Below are 16,872 nucleotides of genomic sequence, written 5' to 3'. Positions count from 1 at the left end.
TCTTTAGTGCTTAATTAGTCTTCTTTGCTCAAGTCGCCATAAGCGTGAAGTCTGTTGTATAGGGTTTTGGTGCTAATCCCAAGCATTTCGGCCGCAAGGGTTTTATTACCATTAACTTTTTCGAGCGTGGCGTAGATGAGTTCTTTTTCTACGTCTTCAATGGTTCGTCCTGCTTGTAATGCTGGAGTTGTACTTTGCTTTTGTGCAAACGGTGACTCAATTGTTTTAGGTAACTCGATATCGCTTTTTTCTGGGTCGCTCATGATGGCGGCGCGATGCACAAAGTGACGAAGCTCTCGAACATTGCCTGGCCAATCATAAGCCTGCAGCGTGTCGAGTTGGCTTTCTTCCCATTTAAAGTTAGCGTCATTATCTTTGTTAAATTCTTCAATAAAGGTTTTGGCTAATAACGGGATATCCTGTTTGCGCTCTCGCAATGGGGGAATGGTGATAGGGAATACAGCAAGGCGAAAATAGATGTCTTCGCGCAACACTTTGCTTTGCGCAATTTCTTCCATTGTTCTGTTTGTTGCAGAAACCACGCGGCAGTTAACGGGGATGGTTTTCGTTCCACCCACACGAATAACAACTTTATTTTCTAACACGCGAAGCAGGTTGGGCTGCATATCAATGGGCATTTCTGTTATTTCATCAAGAAATAGCGTACCCCCTTCAGCCTGTTCGAAAACGCCTTCTTTTTTGCCAACCGCACCAGTAAATGCGCCTTTTTCATGTCCAAATAGCTCACTGCCGATGAGTTCTTTAGAGAAGGCACCACAGTTTGTGGCAATGTACGGACCTTCACTTTGCGACGCTTTGTGAATGGCTGCTGCCACCACTTCTTTACCCACTCCGCTTTCGCCTAAAAGCATGACGTTTGCGCTAGTTTTACTTACGCGTGAAATCAATTTATACAAGTCTTTCATGACTGGCGACTCGCCAATTAGAAGGTCGAAGTGCTTTTCAATCTTTTCTTCTTTCGGCTCTGAGGCCTTTGGCTTTTGCGATAATACTGCTTCGATTTCTTCTCGTTGAATAGGCTTTACAAGGTAGTCTATGTTCGGCCCACACAGCCCCTTGATGACACCTTTTACCGATGGGTGACCTGTGATAAGCGTGACGCGTGGTCGCTTAGGTAGCGCATCTAGCTCATTGAATAAGTGTGCGCCACTCCCGTCAGGCAGCATGAAGTCTAGTAGTATATGGTCGAAGGTTTCTTTTTCTAACCAGCTACGTGCTTCTTCTAACGTAGCTGCAGTGAGTACTTCGTGCCCTAGAAATTCAATTATGGTACAGGCAACTTCTGTGAATTCTGAGTCGTCATCGACAAGTAATACGGTAAGCACGCGGGTGTCCCTCTCATTTTCTCTATAGTTTTAAATAATAGAGCAATATCAATACATTATTTTAATCATACGCTAACTTATTGTGCATGTTAACGCGCCTTGAGCTGTTTAACTGGTTTCACTGAATGGCGTTCAGTCACAACGAAACGAGCAAAATTTTCATAAGCTTGCGGCGTTTTTGCATAGTATGCATGGGTTATCCTTGGGGATTGCAAAAAGTATTCCGATATCAAAAAAGAGCGTTCAGTTATTTGAATGGCATATTATTCGCACATTTTTCACTCAATACGTAGGTTTTCAGCCGTCGTCCGCGCGCGCAAACTTCAGATTCTTGTGCGCTAGGCAAACGTGTTTTTGTGTGAATGTCCCCTTGCAAATGCAGTAGATAGGAGAGGGGCATTGTTATCAAAGGATGGAAGAATGTGGAACAAAAAGCCCGTTAGATCAATGACTCTGTACGAGATGCTGGCGAAGATGCAGCCTCGTCGTCAACAAGATGTATTTGCGTTCAGTGACTTTTGGGATGTAATGGAAAAGCGGGGGTTCGGTCCAATGCTTGCGTTTCCCTCATTTTTGGCATGCACGCCCATCGGAGCGGTTCCTGGCGTACCATCTTTGGCGGGTGCGACAATTTTACTCATTGCTTTGCAAATATTACTCGGTCGTCGCCATCCGTGGTTACCTCAAAAAATAATGTCTATTGAATGTGAAGCAGATCAGCTTAGAAGCGTGGTAGAAAAAGCAAAACCTTACGCAACGCGTATCGATCGCTTTCTCGTTCCACGTTGTTTCTTTATGCGACATACGCTTTTTAGATCGCTAATAGCGTTATGTTGTATTGGGTGTGGCCTTATCATGGTGCCACTAGAGCTTATCCCTTTCATGGGATTCATACCTGCGTTGGCGGTATTTATTATGGCCATCGGTATGGCAGCTGATGACGGCGCAGTTGCGCTAATTGGAGTAAGTATTTCAGCTTTCGGTTTTACGTTAGGGTTTAGGCAGTTATTAACAGTGGCAGCATAAACCGGTTCTGATTATTCACTTACCATACCGGAAGAGGGTAAACTCATCGTTTGATAGCGCAACTCGCCCATAAAAGCTCTGGCCGCTGCAGTCCAAGCGTATCACCGTCTTCAAATGATAAATACAGCAACGCTTTACGCAAAGCCGCACCGTTGTCGATTGGTAGCGGGATTAATGTACCGTTATCAAGCTCTTCTTGAATAATTGCTATTGGTAACCAGGCGAAGCCCAAGCCTTGCGCAATAATATCCAGCGATGTTCGAACATGTCCTACCGTCCAGCGCTGTTCGGCACCTAACCAGCCCACGTCTGCTTTGCGCTCGGCAGAGGAATCGCGAACAACGATTTGGCGGTGCGTTTTAAGGTCTTCAAGGGTCAAGGTTCGATTTAATTGATGTAGAGGATGATCGGCATGGGCGACTGCTACAAATGCGATTTCGCACAAGTCTTCGCTGAAGCCATTGGGAAAGACAAAAGGAGAGATACCTAAATCGACTTTGCCTTCACTGAGAAGCGCATTTGCGCCACTTAGTACAGTCTCTTCTATTTCAATCCTTAGCAGTGGGAACTCAGCTGAAACTTTTGCCAAAACATTGTACAAGAGATCAGATGGAAAGATGATGTCTACGGCAATACGAAGTGTGGTTTCTGTACCCGTCTGCAAACTCGTTGCAACAGCCTCAAGCTTATGTGCCTCATTGAGGAGAAACGAAGCGCGTCGATACATAAGTTCACCTTGCGGTGACAATTTAACCTTACGTCCCTCATTTTCAAACAGTACTACACCAATGGCATTTTCAAGCTTTTGAACGGCGTGATGAACACTTGATTGGCTTTTGTGTACTTCGATGGCTGCTTGGTTAAACCCGCCAGCGTCAACGACGGCTTTGAACATTCGCCATTGCTCTAATGTCGATTTGAGCATCTGAATTTTGTTCCTTTGGGACTTTTTACGCAGTTATAGCATAGTCTTGTGAATTGACACTAGCACGGGGAGCAATCACTACGCTGTGGCTTGATTAATATCTGTAATCGAACACGTAATGACGCTGACATTTTCATAACCAATATTAATTAACTGCTCAGCAGCAAGTTTTGCTCGCATTCCCGAGGCGCAGTGAAGATAAATAGGGGTTGCTGCTTCTTTTACTTGTTCTAGCATTTTCATTTCAAGCACGCCTCTTGGTATGTTTACAGCACCGTTGATTAAGCTGATTGGCGACTTCAGAAGGCTCTCTCACATCAACTAGCATACCCTTATTGAGTGTTATCTCTTCTGCAGCTTGCTTGGCTGTTATGGTTCGAAGTTCGTAATCGATATTATCAATACGTGTTTTTAAGTCGATAAGCATGCTATTTCCTTTGGTTCTAAAATCATATAAGTTTAGCCTAATGTATATTTGTGTCGCATTGAAAACAATATAAGCTATGTCTTTTCGTCGCATTTATTGGCAATTCAGCAGAAAGCCTTATACTTTAGTATAGTATCAGCTTACCTTGAGTAAGGTTAACACAAACTGAGAGTGGTTATGTCAGAGGAAATGATAGTTGGTTCAGATGATATGATGGAGCATGCATCAGAGGCTGAAATTTTTTTGAAGCAGTTTGCCAACAAGACACGCTTGATGGTGCTTTGTTCATTACTTAAACAAGAAAAGTCCGTGAGTGAATTGCTAGAAGTTGTCAGTGTTTCCCAACCAGTGATTTCACAGCATTTAGCGTTATTGCGCGAATCGAAGATGGTCGCAACAAGACGAGATGGTCAAACCATCTACTATCGCCTTGCCGATGAGAGGGTGAAGCGCCTTATTGCACTAATGTACGAATTCTTTTGCGAGTAATAAGGCGAGTATTTTTTACGTGCTAGCTAGCGTTTTTAATATCTTTGCATAGTGCTTCGATATATCCAGATTCTGATAATTTATCTTGGTCAATCTCCGGCCGTTTCATTAATGCTTCTTGCGTTAGCGAAACGGTAACGTGATGTGCTGCCCAATCAATATTAGTGATGTCTGATGGAAGAAGCGCAAGATGCTTACCGCCGGGTAACCAGTTATTGGTATCGACGACAATAGCGACAATCTCCCAACTGTTATTATCAATAATAAAGTTGCTGATGTGGCCCACATTATCCGTTTGTGTCGCAACTTCATAGCCCGTCACTTCGCCGCATGCTCTCAAGTGATTTTCTTTGTTTTCAATGGCTGTCGAGTCATCTTTCTCTTGACGTTGTAATTCAACCAGTTCATTGGGGTGCGCAAATTCTCCCCACGAACCTGGTCCAATCCAGTAATAACCATAGCCGAAATATTTAAAGAGATTTTCTTCATATTCACGAGAGACGGGTTTGTGTTCATCTATTGATGGGCTGTTTTTCAAGGTCTCGACGGTCATATCAATATGTATCGAACCGCCATCTGTGTCTAAGTTCACCACTGAGATGGGTGAAATAACTACCTTGCGACTTAACGGCAGCCAAGTATTGGTATCGGCAACAAGGTAGCGAACGGTATAGGTTTCGTCGTCAAAGAGTATGTCCCGTATTCCTCCGACTTTGTCATCGGTCGCATGAATTGCAAAATGGGTAAGCTGTTTTGAACTAATAATCATCTTGACGGCCTCCTTTACGTGCCTGTGTGGCATAAATCCAGCGCTCGACATTGGCGCGATTCAACATAGCTAGCGTCACACAACTTAAGTGTAGACATTCCTTACTGTTTCTCAATTTTGTTCTTGTGCTGTGTCCATCAAGATCAATTTAGGCAAAAAAAAGCCCACTTCATTTTCACGAGTGGGCTTTTTGTTAATGGCAATTAGTATGTTGGACTACGCCACATCAAATTCTTCGTCAGTATAGTCATCATCATAGTCAGACTGGTTGCTAGCACTACTGTGTAATGTGTAGAAATGCTTTTTACCTCGCGCCAAGCGAACGTATTTTACCCACGCTTTCTCAACACTGTTTTCTGCTTGTGCTTTACCGCTTATGAAGTCTACGAAATGACGTTCGTCTTCACTTTCAGGGCTTAGTTCTCCACTTTCAAGGCCCAATAATGTTTTTCCATAACGAGTAAGTAAATCGGCTTCAGTGATACTGAAGTCGCCAGACTTACGAAAGCCATAAGGAAACTTCTGGCGATCGATAAATGGTTTTACTGAGAGTCGAATAGCTAGACTTTTCATGATGTACCCAACGTTGTTTTATGTTCAGCGCACTTTTAAGTGAAAATGAGCAGAAGATAAAACAAAAGATTTTTCTCTTATCAATAAAAAAAATTGAACAATATCAAAGCTCCAAAAAAGGAAAGGCCAGAATTCATAGAGCCCCCGATTTTACTGATATTCATCGTAGTAACTACATCTGCTGTACTGAATTTCTTCACCAATAAAAATTTCTTATCGCTACGATGATTAAAATTCGTTTTTCATTTTTGTGGTTCGGTCAATAATTAAAAGGTGTCAACAACCCTAACAATTAGAGAAATCAATGAGTAAAGACTATCGTTACCAGCGTGAAGAATGGGACTCGGTAGAAGAGGATGACTTTCACGCGAAAAAGTCGAATGGCAAGCGTCAAAGTAATGTTAAGGCAAAGCAAAAAAGAGCTTTGCAACGCCGTGACAAGCAACGTCGTCTGCACCAAGAAGAGTACTAAATAAGCGACTTGGTGAATTTTTGATTAAGCGTACCGTTTACGACGGTGCGCTTCTGTGCTTTTGTGTTTACTTACCGTATTATCTGTGTCAATTTTAACGTTACGTTAATTCGGTTTTTATATAAGCATGGATATACGCTTTCTTACCACCTTTATAGAGGTGGCCAAAACACGTCATTTCGGAAAAGCTGCGGAAAATCTTTATTTAACTCAGTCCGCGGTGAGTGCAAGAATAAAATTACTCGAAGAGTATTTCCACACGACACTGTTTATTCGCCAACGAAATAGCATTCAGCTAACGCAGTCGGGCGAAAAACTATTGCCTTATGCTAGACAGCTTTGCTCAACGCTTAATGAAGCGAAACAAGAGCTGCAAATCCAGTCATCTGAATATGTTGTTTGTGGCGCGACACAGTTAGCGAGCGAGTTGCTGTTACCCCAAATGTTAAGCCATCTTCATAATGGTTTTCCTGACTGGTCGGTGAAAGCGGAAGTGTTGACATTAGACTCGTTGTCGCGTCAACTTCACGAGCGAGTCACTGATATTGCGTTCTCCACAGAGCCGCTAAAATCAGAAGAGGTGAACAGCGAGATAATGCTTGAAAAAAAATTGGCGTTATATCGCGTGGGAGAAGCTTCAGAGACGGTTGATTCGGCTGATTTTGTTGCCATAGATTGGGGGGCAAAAGCGCGAGATTGGTTGCTAACGACATACCCTCAGCTGCGGGATGCAAAACTGAGAACCAACTCGCTCAATCTTGCTATTAATAATCTAGTTAGTGAGGGCGGAATAGCGGTTCTTCCTGTAGGCGTTGAAGCGCAATTCCCCGAGCATGCCAAAGTGACCATGCTGGCATCTTTGGACAGTATTTCATTTAATGTTTACGTGCATACAATGAAACAAGTAAGGCGGGTCGGACTGTCTGAAATTATTGACAGTGTCACGAAACAATAAGCCAACACCACGTAAGCCTAATAACCAAAATTTATAGGAATTGTATGTCTCAAATGCACCCTTTGTTAGACAAAAACGCTTTTGAACGTTTAGAAGTGAGTTTAGCGACAATCAAGAAAACACAGCAATTGTTTATCCTCAAGGATGAGCATGGTTGTGTAATGTTAACCACTGATGAAGAAGATGGTGTTCCTGTATGGCCTGACGCTGAATTGGCGCTTCTGTGGGCGACCGATGATTGGTCGCACTGTGAGGCTATGTCACTATCAAGCGAAGAGTTTCTCACTAAGTGGGTACCAGGTATGACGCAAGATGAGCTTATGGTTATTGTTTGCCCTGTTCCTGCCGAGGAAGGAGAGGTTATTACTCCAGAAGAATTTGCTGATTACTTGTAGTGTGATCCTGATTGTAATTGTACCGTTTACAACGTTATGAAAAGCAATTGCGATAGGCCAAAAATGGCGCTTCTTAACAGCTATTGCTGCAAAAGCTAAAAACGCGTAAATGATGGGGTAGGGTAAACTTGTTGTATCCAGGTGTTGATGATTTATGGTTTGTTCCTCTTGGCGGAACAGGCGAGATTGGAATGAATCTCAATTTGTACGGACACAATGGCAGCTGGCTTATGGTTGATTGCGGCGTATCATTTGATGAGCCGCTGAAAGCACCTTACCTAGACGAGGGGACCAATACCACTTCTGCTAGCCATCAACATGTGCATAGGGTTGTGGCACCGGACCCTTCATTTATTGCTAATCAGAAAGAGGCACTTGCAGGCATAGTCATTACGCATGCTCACGAAGACCACGTAGGGGCAATTCCATACCTGTGGCAACGCTTTCAAAAGCCTATTTATACGACCCCATTCACTGCAGAAGTGCTAAGACGAAAATTGGCAAGAAGCAAGCTTGCCAACAAAGTGCCTATAATAGAAGTACACGCTGATGAAACGCATCACATAGGACCATTTTCAGTGACGTGGTTAGCTATTACTCATTCCCTACCAGAACCTTTTGCCCTTAAAATTGATACGCCCGTTGGTAAAGTATTGCACACTGCAGATTGGAAAATCGATGCCAATCCGATCACAGGCTTGCCTTTTGATGCAGCGCTATATAAAAAACTTGGCGATGAACAAATTCTGGCGTTAGTCGGAGATTCTACTAACGCTCCTAAACCCGGTTTCTCTGTTTCTGAACGCAGTTGTTATGATGGTTTGCTTAGCACAATTACCCCTCTGAGTGGTCGGGTTGTGGTGGGGTGTTTTGGTAGCAACATTGCGCGACTTATTTCACTTGCCCGCATCGCTAAAAAAACAGGACGCCACCTTGCACTATATGGGCGTGCACTCATCAATATGTATGGCATAGCAAAACAACAGGGGATCTGGCCTGATTCGCTAACATTGGCTGACCCTCAACATTTGGGTTATCTTCCCGCGCATGAAGTGCTTGCGGTAGCAACGGGTAGCCAGGGGGAAAAAAATGCCGCACTGTCGCGCATGGCTAAAGACGCACATCCTCACTTGCAACTTGAAAAAGGTGATACGGTTATTTTTTCGTCTATTGTCATTCCAGGTAATGAAGAAACGGTAGGGCGATTGACCAAATCATTAGACGCAAAAGGCGTTAAGGTCATTCATAGTGCAGACAGCACACTACCTATACATGCCAGTGGTCACCCCTGTGCAGAAGAACTTAAATTGATGTACCACTGGGTTAAACCTAAAATTGCAATTCCCGTTCACGGTGAAGAAGAGCATTTAAAAGTACATGCAGAGATTGCACGTGAATGCGGAATAACGAAACATTACGTGGGCCGAAATGGTGATCTATATCGCCTATCTCCACAACCAAGTATTCGCAGGCAAGTCGTCGCTACTGGTAGAATACCCATAGAACAAGACTAATCGTTGAGTTAACGATTTGCGCTCTTTGCTTAGGTAATACGTTTTCACAATAAGCACATAAAATCATAGAGTTAAATAAAAAGCGTGTGGTCATTAGTGGAGCAATTTCTTTGCTGCCCATGTTAAAAACATTCTGTTACACTTGAGCGCATAATAAAAAATTTAACAGTAACGACCTTTGGTATGAGCCGCTTTACCCTCCTGATTTTCTTACTTTTCTTTGCCTTTCTAACGGCTGAAGCCTCACCGCGTCTGTCAAACCCAGTGTTCCAGTCTCTTTCAACTAAGAACGGTTTACCACAAGACGTTGTGAATGACATCGTTGTGGACGAAGAAGGGTTTGTTTGGATAGCGACTGAGGGAGGTGCGGTACGGTGGGATGGCGTCAATACTCGTCGTATCACAGGCCCTAACAATACGCTTGTTGACTCTTCAATCTACAAACTAACGCTTCAAGAAAACAAAGCGCTTTGGTTTAGTGTATATGGACAAGGTGTCTTTTACCTCGATTTGTCTACACAAGAGGTTATTCAGATTGAACCAAAACCTTATCACGAGCTTGAGGATTTCATTCAGCATGCCGAGTTCTTTCATTGGCAAGACGAGAGCAATTTGATTATTGCACTTGGCGAAGAAGTACAGCGTTTTAATACACAAACAAATACGCTTGAAACCATCGCAACGTTAAGCAAGACAGAGATCGAAAACTTTCACAGTATTAGAGCAGCGATAACGGTAAATAATTACCTGTTAGTGGCTACCACAACTGGGTTATTTGCTAACGACTTGAACGATAAAGATCTATCCTTGACGCCAGTTGAATACCTCAATGGTATTGAAACAAACTTAGACAATGCCAATGCGAAGTTTTTGATGCTCGATAACAGTGACAGAGTTTGGCTATCTACCGTTGAAAACGTATTTGTCGCTGATAAAAGCAAGTTGCTTGCACAACTTAGAGGCGCGAGTAGCGGTGCATTTGAGCGTGTAGTAGACCAAACAAATGTTTGGACTATGGAAGAAGCCAAAGACGATAGTTTTTGGCTTGGTACCAATAGAGGGTTGTTTTCATTAACAAAGACAGCAGCTGGTTGGGAACATGAGCACATCTTAGAACCGCATAATGGCACTACCGCCATTTCTGATAAAAAAATAACAGCAATAGCGAAAGATGAGACGGGCAATATTTGGTTGAGCTCAATCTATGCAGGGGCGCTGTATTTTGGCGTAAAAAGTGCGGACATTTTTACTATACAAAATGAACGGTTTGGCAAAGAGCAGTCTTTAACCAGTCACGTGACTTGGGCGTTTGCCGAAACCGAGCCGAATAAATTGTGGATTGGGACGTCTAATGGGCTAAACCATTACGATTTCAGCACCTAAGCAAAGCAGAGCAATATTTAGCGACACACTCGCGTCAAACCTATATCGGTGAAGGTACAATTGAACGCATTATTCCAACAGTTGACAATAAATTGTTTCTGCAAACTTACGAAGGAATTCGGTTGTTTGATCCAGGCACTCAGGAAACAACGCGTCCTAAAGTGTCAACAGGGGGAACTGAAGAGGCTTTTGATGCGTATAGTGCAGGCACGACTCTTGGACGAGACGGTACACTTTACTTCGTCGGGAACGAAGGTTTTGTCGCCTATGATACCAAGCTCAAGTCTCTGCGAATTCTCGACTTAGATCCTCGGGTTTTCGATATTAATTTTACTCATGGTTTCTTAGGCGAATCAGAGTATCACGAAGGTCGATTGTTTTTGGCGACAGAGGGCGGGCTCTGGCTGATAAACCCAACAACATCAGAGCACGAACTTGTCTATCGCTTCCCAGAATCTCAGCGGGGGCGCAACCGTTCAATTTCTTCTTGGGTGGTTGATGACACCGGCGTTCTCTGGTTGGCATACAATAGTGTTGGACTGGTAGGGTTAGATGTTGATACGTTTGAGCCGCTTTATAACTTAAATGACTCGAATTTGCTCTTATCAAACACCATTTATGGTTTACAAAAAGATGATACAGGCAATATATGGTTTAGCTCTCACAAAGGGTTGCACAAATATGACCCCGCCACCGGGCAAATAAAGAATTATATTTATGGGCGAGAGCTCAGTGTCTCGGAGTTCAATCAAGGTGCTTCACTTAAACTAAACGATGGTCGACTTGCGTACGGCTCTACTAGCGGTGCAGTTGTCTTTTCTGCCTCGCAGCTTGAGGACATTGAAACAAGCCGAAGCATTGTCAGTAAACAAACGGCAATTACTGAAGTGGCAGTGGATAATCGTGAGCTTGCACAGCCTCTTATGAACCTCAATGGTCATCACTTTGATTTAGGGCACGAAGATTTTGGCTTGACCATAAAATTCTCTTCACTGGCCATGTCTGGTATTGGCAAAGTAAAGTATTATTACAAGCTACTTAAAGGCCAGCGCATTGTCACCGAAGGCTTAACTGAAGATGCCAAGATAACCTTTGCCAATATTGAACCTGGCGACTATGTGTTCTCTGTTTCCCCTACACCAGGTAGTTTTGACTTTACCGTGTTACCTAAGCAGAAATCACCCTTTCAATGCCCTATGCGCCGCTTCGTTCACCGTTGGCGTACGGTATCTATGCAAGCCTTTTGGTGGCGCTCTTAATCGCGTATTTGTTATCGAGACAGAAACAGTTATTCAGGCTTCATAAAGCACAGCACCAAGTTACTCTGTTTAGCGATGCATTCAGGCAAACTCGAGACTGGGTGCTTATCTTTGATGCCGAAAAACGTTTGGTGGCAGCAAACCCAGCTTTTGAACATGTTTTTGGCTTCAATAAGAAAGAGCCTCTTCCTAAGCAGCTAGCCAAACTATATCTTCGCTACCCAACGTTGAATCGCCAGTTGTCAGCCAAGCTACCAGACTTACAAGGTGGTGATTTCTGGAAAGACGAAGGAGTCATTGATGGTGCTGACGGCAAGCGCTACGACGTGCTTATCGATATTACTGCTGTTAGCGGTGAGAGTAATACGCCAGAACACTATCTCATCGTGATTTCTGATATCACTGAGCAGAAAAATGCCGAGCGTAAGTTACTTAAAATAGCGACCTACGATAGCTTAACTGGTTTAGTCAATCGAACCCTTCTTCTAGACAGACTGGAGCATGCTATCGCTCTAGCGAGGCATCACGAACACAGAGTCGCCGTCATGTTTGTCGATTTAGATAGATTCAAGGGCATTAATGACTCGCTGGGCCACGATTATGGCGACAAATTGCTGCGCATTGTGGCAAATCGTATGCGCAATTTAGTCGCTGATTCTGGCACCGTGGCGCGCCTTGGTGGCGATGAATTTGTCATTGTTATTGAAGAGGTTACCAATGAGGACGACCTTAGCTCATTTGTAGGGCAAATCATTGAGTCGGTCGAAACGCCCATTTCTCTTGCTGAAGAAGTGCTGCGTGTGTCTTGCAGTATTGGTGTGGCTTTTTATCCCGAAGATGCGTCTGAGCCTGCTGAGCTTATAAAACAGGCTGATGTGGCTATGTACACGGCCAAGAAAGATGCGTTGAGTGGGTTTACCTATTTCACGCGAGACATGAATGAGCGAGCGAAGACAAGGCTGCAGTTAGAAAACAAGGTAAAACGGGCCTATTCTGACGACAGCTTCTTTAACCATTATCAACCAATTATTGATGCCCGCTCGCACAAAACCGTCGGTGTAGAGTTATTGTTGCGTGGCAAACTCGATGATGAGGCACTGTACCCTGACCAATTTATTCCTGTGCTTGAAGAGCTCAAATACATCATTGAAGTTACTCGAAAGGCTATGCGCCGTGCGGCAGAGGACTTATCGCGGTGGTACGAAGCGGGTTTCGATGGTTATGTGTCAATTAATTTGTCTGCCATGCATTTCAAGACTGAGTTTGATTTAAACAGTGTGTTTGGTTTGATAAATGAGTTTGACCTTCCCAAAGAAGCGTTCCGGTTTGAGATCACAGAAGGCGTGTTGATGGACGATACCGACAACGCGCTTCGTCAAATACAGCGTTTTGTTGATGAAGGTTTTGTGCTCGCGCTCGATGACTTCGGTACAGGATACTCTTCGTTGAGCTACTTGAAACGTTATCCATTGTCAGTGCTCAAAATTGATAAGAGTTTTGTTAATGAAATGGCGCCAGGGAACGCAAATGAAGCTTTGGTCGCAACAACCATCTCACTCGCGTCGAGTTTGAAAATGAACTGTGTTGCAGAGGGGTTGAGTCAAAAGAGCAAGCCGAGGCTCTATTGAGCAAGGCATGCTATTTTCACCAAGGCTACTTCTACGCCAAACCTTGTGATGCTGACGCTGTTACTGCGCTTTTGTTCAAAGATTGGCAGGTTTAGCGCTAAACCTAAAGTTGGCCGCATATTGCAGGGACTGACAAGCCACGATTGCAATTTTTTCGGCATGCATTTAGGTATAGATTTCAAGTGATAAGACCATCATAAAACAAAAGCCAGTACTATAAGAAATTTAAATCTTACCCTCGATGCCACGCTATTCGTCGCATAGAATGTAAACGCTTGTTTAAAAAGCTTGTCATTCGCTAAAAAATAAGGCTTATTAGAAGTCTGTGAAATCATTGTAAAAATGAGCTACATTATAACAACAAATGAGTGAACTATGCCGCTAGATATGACAGCAAATGCCAACAGCACGGAAGTAATTAAATCGCCATTAAGTATGTTATACCATTGGGAGCATTCCCGTGGCGACGACGTCTTTTTAACGCAGCCTATTAAAGGCGAATACCACGATTTTACATGGAGACAGGTCGCTGAACAGGCACGCAAAGTAGCTGCTCGTTTACGTGAAATGGCATTTCCTAGTGGCAGCCGTATTGGCATCTTTTCAAAAAACTGTGCCGAGTGGTTTATTACCGATCTGGGCATCATGATGGCGGGGCACGTTTCTGTACCCATCTTTTCGACAGCTGGTCCAGATACAGTGCAGTACGTCCTCAAGCACGCTGATGTAAAACTGTTGTTTGTTGGAAAGCTAGATAATACGGCGGAGCAAGTTGCTTCTATTCCTTCTGAATACCTCACTGTTGCGTTTCCTTATCCAAATATAGCGACTAAGCAACAGTGGGATCAATTTATGGATATAGCGCCCATAACAGACTCGCCTGTGCCAGATATGGATGACATCATGACAATCATCTACACCTCTGGTAGTACCTAGTCAGCCAAAGGGCGTGGTACATAGCTATAACACTGCATGTTGGGCGGCACGTCGTTCACTTGACCAGTTGGGTATTAATGAAAACGACCGCACCATGAGCTACTTGCCTCTGGCGCATATCACCGAGCGTGTGCTGGTTGAACTTTCAAGTTATTACAGCGGCGGTAAAATTCACTTTGTCGAGGACCTGACAACATTTCAACGCGATGTTGGCCATTGTCAGCCTACGTTATTCATTTCTGTCCCCCGTTTATGGACCAAGTTTCAAATGGGCGTATTGGCTAAAATGCCGCAGAAGAAACTTGATACGTTGTTGAAAATTCCATTCCTCAACAAAATTGTGGCAAAGAAAATCCGCAACGGATTAGGGATCAACAACGCGCGACTATGGGCAAGCGGCTCGGCGCCTCTGGCGCCCGCGGTTATCGAGTGGTTTGCGAAAATCGGTATCAATATCTCTGAAGGGTGGGGTATGACCGAAAATAGTGCCTATGGCACGGGCAGTGTTCCATTTAGGCACGACAAAATTGGCTGTATAGGCAGACCTTATGATGGTGTAGATATTCGAACGTCAGAAGAGGGCGAGATCCAGGTTAAGTCTCCTTGCAACATGCTAGAGTACTATTTAGAGCCTGAAAAGACGGCGGAAGTCTTCACTGAAGACGGTTATCTTCGTACCGGAGATAAAGGCGTTATTGATGCAGATGGATACGTTAAGATTACCGGTCGATTAAAGGACATCTTTAAAACGGCGAAGGGTAAATATGTTACACCTGCGCCTATTGAATCGAAGTTTATGGAAAACCCCATTGTTGAGCAGGTTTGTGTGACAGGTACTAATTTACCGCAGCCGGTTGCGTTACTTGTGCTAAGTGAAGATGCTCAGAAGAAGGACAAAGCGGAAATTGAAGCAAGCTTGAAGAAAACGTTCGAAGCTATTAATGCAAATCTAGAAAGTCACCAAGTGATGGACAGAGTTGTAGTGATGAAAAATGAATGGAGCATCGAGAACGACTTGTTAACGCCAACGCTTAAGGTTAAACGTCATGTATTAGAAGAGCGATTTGAAGATATCATTCAGGGCTCTTACAGTGAAAAGTTAGTATGGGTGAACGCTTAATAGGCTTACACAAAGTACATAAGTGAAGAGGGCGCTAATCGATAGCGCCCTTTTTAATTTATGGGTGTTAAGCCGTTGGGTAACGTGACTTTAATCCTTCATAGACCAAATCGCTAAATTCAGGCTTAGATAAGTCTAGCGCGTCCATCACCTCAACAAGATGTTCGTTGTCTTCTCGGCCTTGCCACACTTTTACGTAACTGCCTTCTTTATAACCGTTGTCCTGGCGGAAGAAGTTCAATACATTCTTTCCAACATACTGTCGATATAATTCATTCGCAGTCATTTCGCACTGACCCACGATAAACATGAATAAAGGAACGCTAAAGCGCTTTGCGGCACAAAGCCCGGTCATTAACTCGAGGTTATCTAGTAGCGACTGGTTAGACGCATCATACTTATTACCGTCAAACTCAACAGTGGTGTTTCCACTTGCTAACTCAGCGGCAATGCTTTGAGCTGATGCTGATACATCTCCCTTAAATTCAATAATGCAGGCGCTTAATGCGAAGTGCCATATGTCTACCAACTCCATTTGAAGTTGAGGAAGGTCCTTTTGCTGAGCTTTCCACCATTTCCAACCGTGATGTTCAATGGCCTCAACTGATTCCACCATTGCTGCGCGCAAGTAGCCGTAGCCAGCATTTAGCCAATCTGGGTTGACTTTCGTATTCATTTTATCTTGTAGATTTAGCATGGTTGCCAGCTGCTGTGCAGTTAACATCGAAACTCCTAGGTAATGATGAGTAAAGCAATAAGTTATGCGTTGAATTGTACTGCAATGGGCTGTTTCGAAAAAGTGCTTTGCGAAAAGCCGCTTCTTGGGAAGTAGTAAAATGCGAGCTTGTCAGTTGCTTCTTATTGGTGCACTTGCACCATATTTATTGTTCAATGTCTTTTATACTTTATGCTTGTTTTTATAGGTCTATGAATTTATTAGATTAAATTTTTGGCATCGTTACTGCAAAAACCATAGTGTTAACTGTGCTGATCAGTAGCGCTAACGTGAATGAGTGCCAGGCAACGCTTATTCACGTTGTTACTGGGCAGCCCGTAAACCTTACCCATACAGATTTTTCGTGTCCTGAGGTCTGTGTGGGTTTTTTTTGCCCAAATCCCGACAACACAATGATGTAACTGCGCCCTTCATTGCGATACACTCATTCCATTAGCCTTCATTTACCTTTGCGTTATGCCATTCATTATCATTAAAATCTGCATATCCGAGAAGGCGTACCCGCGTTAACGTTAAAGTTTGATATATAAAGGATTTCAGGATTGCTTGCGCTTTACCCATCTAACAAACTTGAGCACTTAAGTTTTCTTCTTACGACTTTGCTTCAGCAACAGCCTGGCGGTGTGTTTGAACCAGAAACTATCCTAGTAGAAAGTCCAGGAATGCAACACTGGGTGAGTATGCAGCTGGCAGATACGCAAGGTATTGCGATGAACATCGACTTTCCACTGCTAGGTTCGTTTTATGTGGAATACCGCGCGAAAGGTACTTGGCGCCGACAAAGTGCCTAAGCAGTCACCTTATCGTCGAGAGGTACTAACGTGGAGAATTGACAATATTCTTCAGGATGAATCACTGATTAGCGCCGATGCATTTACTCAGGTAAATCGATACTGGAAAGGGGCTTAGCAACCCTACT

Annotated in this window: 15 protein-coding genes and 3 pseudogenes; 12 read left to right on the top strand and 6 right to left on the bottom strand. The window is 43.7% G+C overall.

What is annotated here, in order from left to right:
* Positions 1 to 14 precede the first annotated feature (14 nt).
* On the bottom strand, positions 15 to 1,346 hold the full coding sequence (locus V6N89_RS12690; protein WP_346992772.1) for a sigma-54-dependent transcriptional regulator: 1,332 nt from the start codon (positions 1,344 to 1,346) through the stop codon (positions 15 to 17).
* Positions 1,347 to 1,766: 420 nt separating this feature from the next.
* Here V6N89_RS12690 and V6N89_RS12685 point away from each other — a divergent pair, with 420 nt between their 5' ends.
* On the top strand, positions 1,767 to 2,372 hold the full coding sequence (locus V6N89_RS12685; protein WP_338517848.1) for an exopolysaccharide biosynthesis protein: 606 nt from the start codon (positions 1,767 to 1,769) through the stop codon (positions 2,370 to 2,372).
* Between the two features lie 11 nt (positions 2,373 to 2,383).
* Here V6N89_RS12685 and V6N89_RS12680 read toward each other — a convergent pair.
* A pseudogene (locus tag V6N89_RS12680) lies at positions 2,384 to 3,297 on the bottom strand (LysR family transcriptional regulator).
* A 78-nt stretch (positions 3,298 to 3,375) separates the two neighbouring features.
* Positions 3,376 to 3,724: pseudogene (locus V6N89_RS12675) on the bottom strand (rhodanese-like domain-containing protein).
* 177 nt (positions 3,725 to 3,901) lie between these two features.
* Here V6N89_RS12675 and V6N89_RS12670 point away from each other — a divergent pair.
* Positions 3,902 to 4,213, top strand: coding sequence for a metalloregulator ArsR/SmtB family transcription factor (locus V6N89_RS12670; protein WP_338517847.1), 312 nt, complete (start codon positions 3,902 to 3,904; stop codon positions 4,211 to 4,213).
* Between the two features lie 22 nt (positions 4,214 to 4,235).
* Here the strand turns inward: V6N89_RS12670 and V6N89_RS12665 are convergent, their stop codons facing one another.
* Positions 4,236 to 4,982, bottom strand: a complete 747-nt coding sequence (locus V6N89_RS12665; RefSeq protein WP_338517845.1) for a PRC-barrel domain-containing protein — start codon at positions 4,980 to 4,982, stop codon at positions 4,236 to 4,238.
* A 216-nt stretch (positions 4,983 to 5,198) separates the two neighbouring features.
* Positions 5,199 to 5,555, bottom strand: coding sequence for a DUF413 domain-containing protein (gene maoP / locus V6N89_RS12660; protein ID WP_338517844.1), 357 nt, complete (start codon positions 5,553 to 5,555; stop codon positions 5,199 to 5,201).
* Between the two features lie 304 nt (positions 5,556 to 5,859).
* On the opposite strand from maoP, the gene V6N89_RS12655 reads away from it, so the two are divergent.
* The 8 genes and pseudogenes from V6N89_RS12655 to V6N89_RS12620 all read left to right on the top strand — a co-directional run bounded on the left by V6N89_RS12655 (position 5,860) and on the right by V6N89_RS12620 (position 15,217).
* Positions 5,860 to 6,027: a hypothetical protein gene (locus V6N89_RS12655; protein ID WP_338517843.1), complete on the top strand. Its 168-nt coding sequence runs from the start codon at positions 5,860 to 5,862 to the stop codon at positions 6,025 to 6,027.
* A gap of 127 nt (positions 6,028 to 6,154) precedes the next feature.
* Positions 6,155 to 6,982: a LysR family transcriptional regulator gene (locus tag V6N89_RS12650; RefSeq protein WP_338517842.1), complete on the top strand. Its 828-nt coding sequence runs from the start codon at positions 6,155 to 6,157 to the stop codon at positions 6,980 to 6,982.
* A 44-nt stretch (positions 6,983 to 7,026) separates the two neighbouring features.
* On the top strand, positions 7,027 to 7,377 hold the full coding sequence (locus tag V6N89_RS12645) for a DUF2750 domain-containing protein (protein ID WP_338517840.1): 351 nt from the start codon (positions 7,027 to 7,029) through the stop codon (positions 7,375 to 7,377).
* Positions 7,378 to 7,505: 128 nt separating this feature from the next.
* Positions 7,506 to 8,891 carry a ribonuclease J gene (locus V6N89_RS12640; RefSeq protein WP_338517839.1) on the top strand — a complete coding sequence of 462 codons (1,386 nt, stop codon included), beginning with the start codon at positions 7,506 to 7,508 and terminating at the stop codon, positions 8,889 to 8,891.
* 183 nt (positions 8,892 to 9,074) lie between these two features.
* The gene (locus V6N89_RS12635; protein WP_338517838.1) at positions 9,075 to 10,274 is read left to right on the top strand and encodes a ligand-binding sensor domain-containing protein; all 1,200 of its coding nucleotides are present in this window, start codon (positions 9,075 to 9,077) and stop codon (positions 10,272 to 10,274) included.
* Positions 10,275 to 10,396: 122 nt separating this feature from the next.
* The gene (locus V6N89_RS12630) at positions 10,397 to 11,533 is read left to right on the top strand and encodes a two-component regulator propeller domain-containing protein (RefSeq protein WP_346992771.1); all 1,137 of its coding nucleotides are present in this window, start codon (positions 10,397 to 10,399) and stop codon (positions 11,531 to 11,533) included.
* Complete coding sequence (locus tag V6N89_RS12625) at positions 11,464 to 13,161, top strand: putative bifunctional diguanylate cyclase/phosphodiesterase (protein WP_346992770.1); 1,698 nt, start codon at positions 11,464 to 11,466, stop codon at positions 13,159 to 13,161. The genes V6N89_RS12630 and V6N89_RS12625 overlap by 70 nt, the downstream gene beginning before the upstream one ends.
* A gap of 375 nt (positions 13,162 to 13,536) precedes the next feature.
* Positions 13,537 to 15,217, top strand: a pseudogene (locus V6N89_RS12620) (AMP-binding protein).
* Between the two features lie 67 nt (positions 15,218 to 15,284).
* Here the strand turns inward: V6N89_RS12620 and V6N89_RS12615 are convergent.
* The gene (locus V6N89_RS12615; RefSeq protein ID WP_338517833.1) at positions 15,285 to 15,941 is read right to left on the bottom strand and encodes a dUTP diphosphatase; all 657 of its coding nucleotides are present in this window, start codon (positions 15,939 to 15,941) and stop codon (positions 15,285 to 15,287) included.
* A 554-nt stretch (positions 15,942 to 16,495) separates the two neighbouring features.
* On the opposite strand from V6N89_RS12615, the gene V6N89_RS12610 reads away from it, so the two are divergent.
* Positions 16,496 to 16,744, top strand: a complete 249-nt coding sequence (locus tag V6N89_RS12610; protein WP_346992769.1) for an exodeoxyribonuclease V subunit gamma — start codon at positions 16,496 to 16,498, stop codon at positions 16,742 to 16,744.
* Complete coding sequence (locus V6N89_RS12605; RefSeq protein ID WP_346992768.1) at positions 16,737 to 16,862, top strand: hypothetical protein; 126 nt, start codon at positions 16,737 to 16,739, stop codon at positions 16,860 to 16,862. The genes V6N89_RS12610 and V6N89_RS12605 overlap by 8 nt, the downstream gene beginning before the upstream one ends.
* Positions 16,863 to 16,872: the final 10 nt, after the last annotated feature.

Origin of the sequence: Alteromonas gracilis (genome assembly GCF_036870955.2) — a bacterium.
Lineage (GTDB): Bacteria > Pseudomonadota > Gammaproteobacteria > Enterobacterales > Alteromonadaceae > Alteromonas > Alteromonas gracilis_A.
This window is presented reverse-complemented; position numbering and strand designations above follow the sequence as displayed.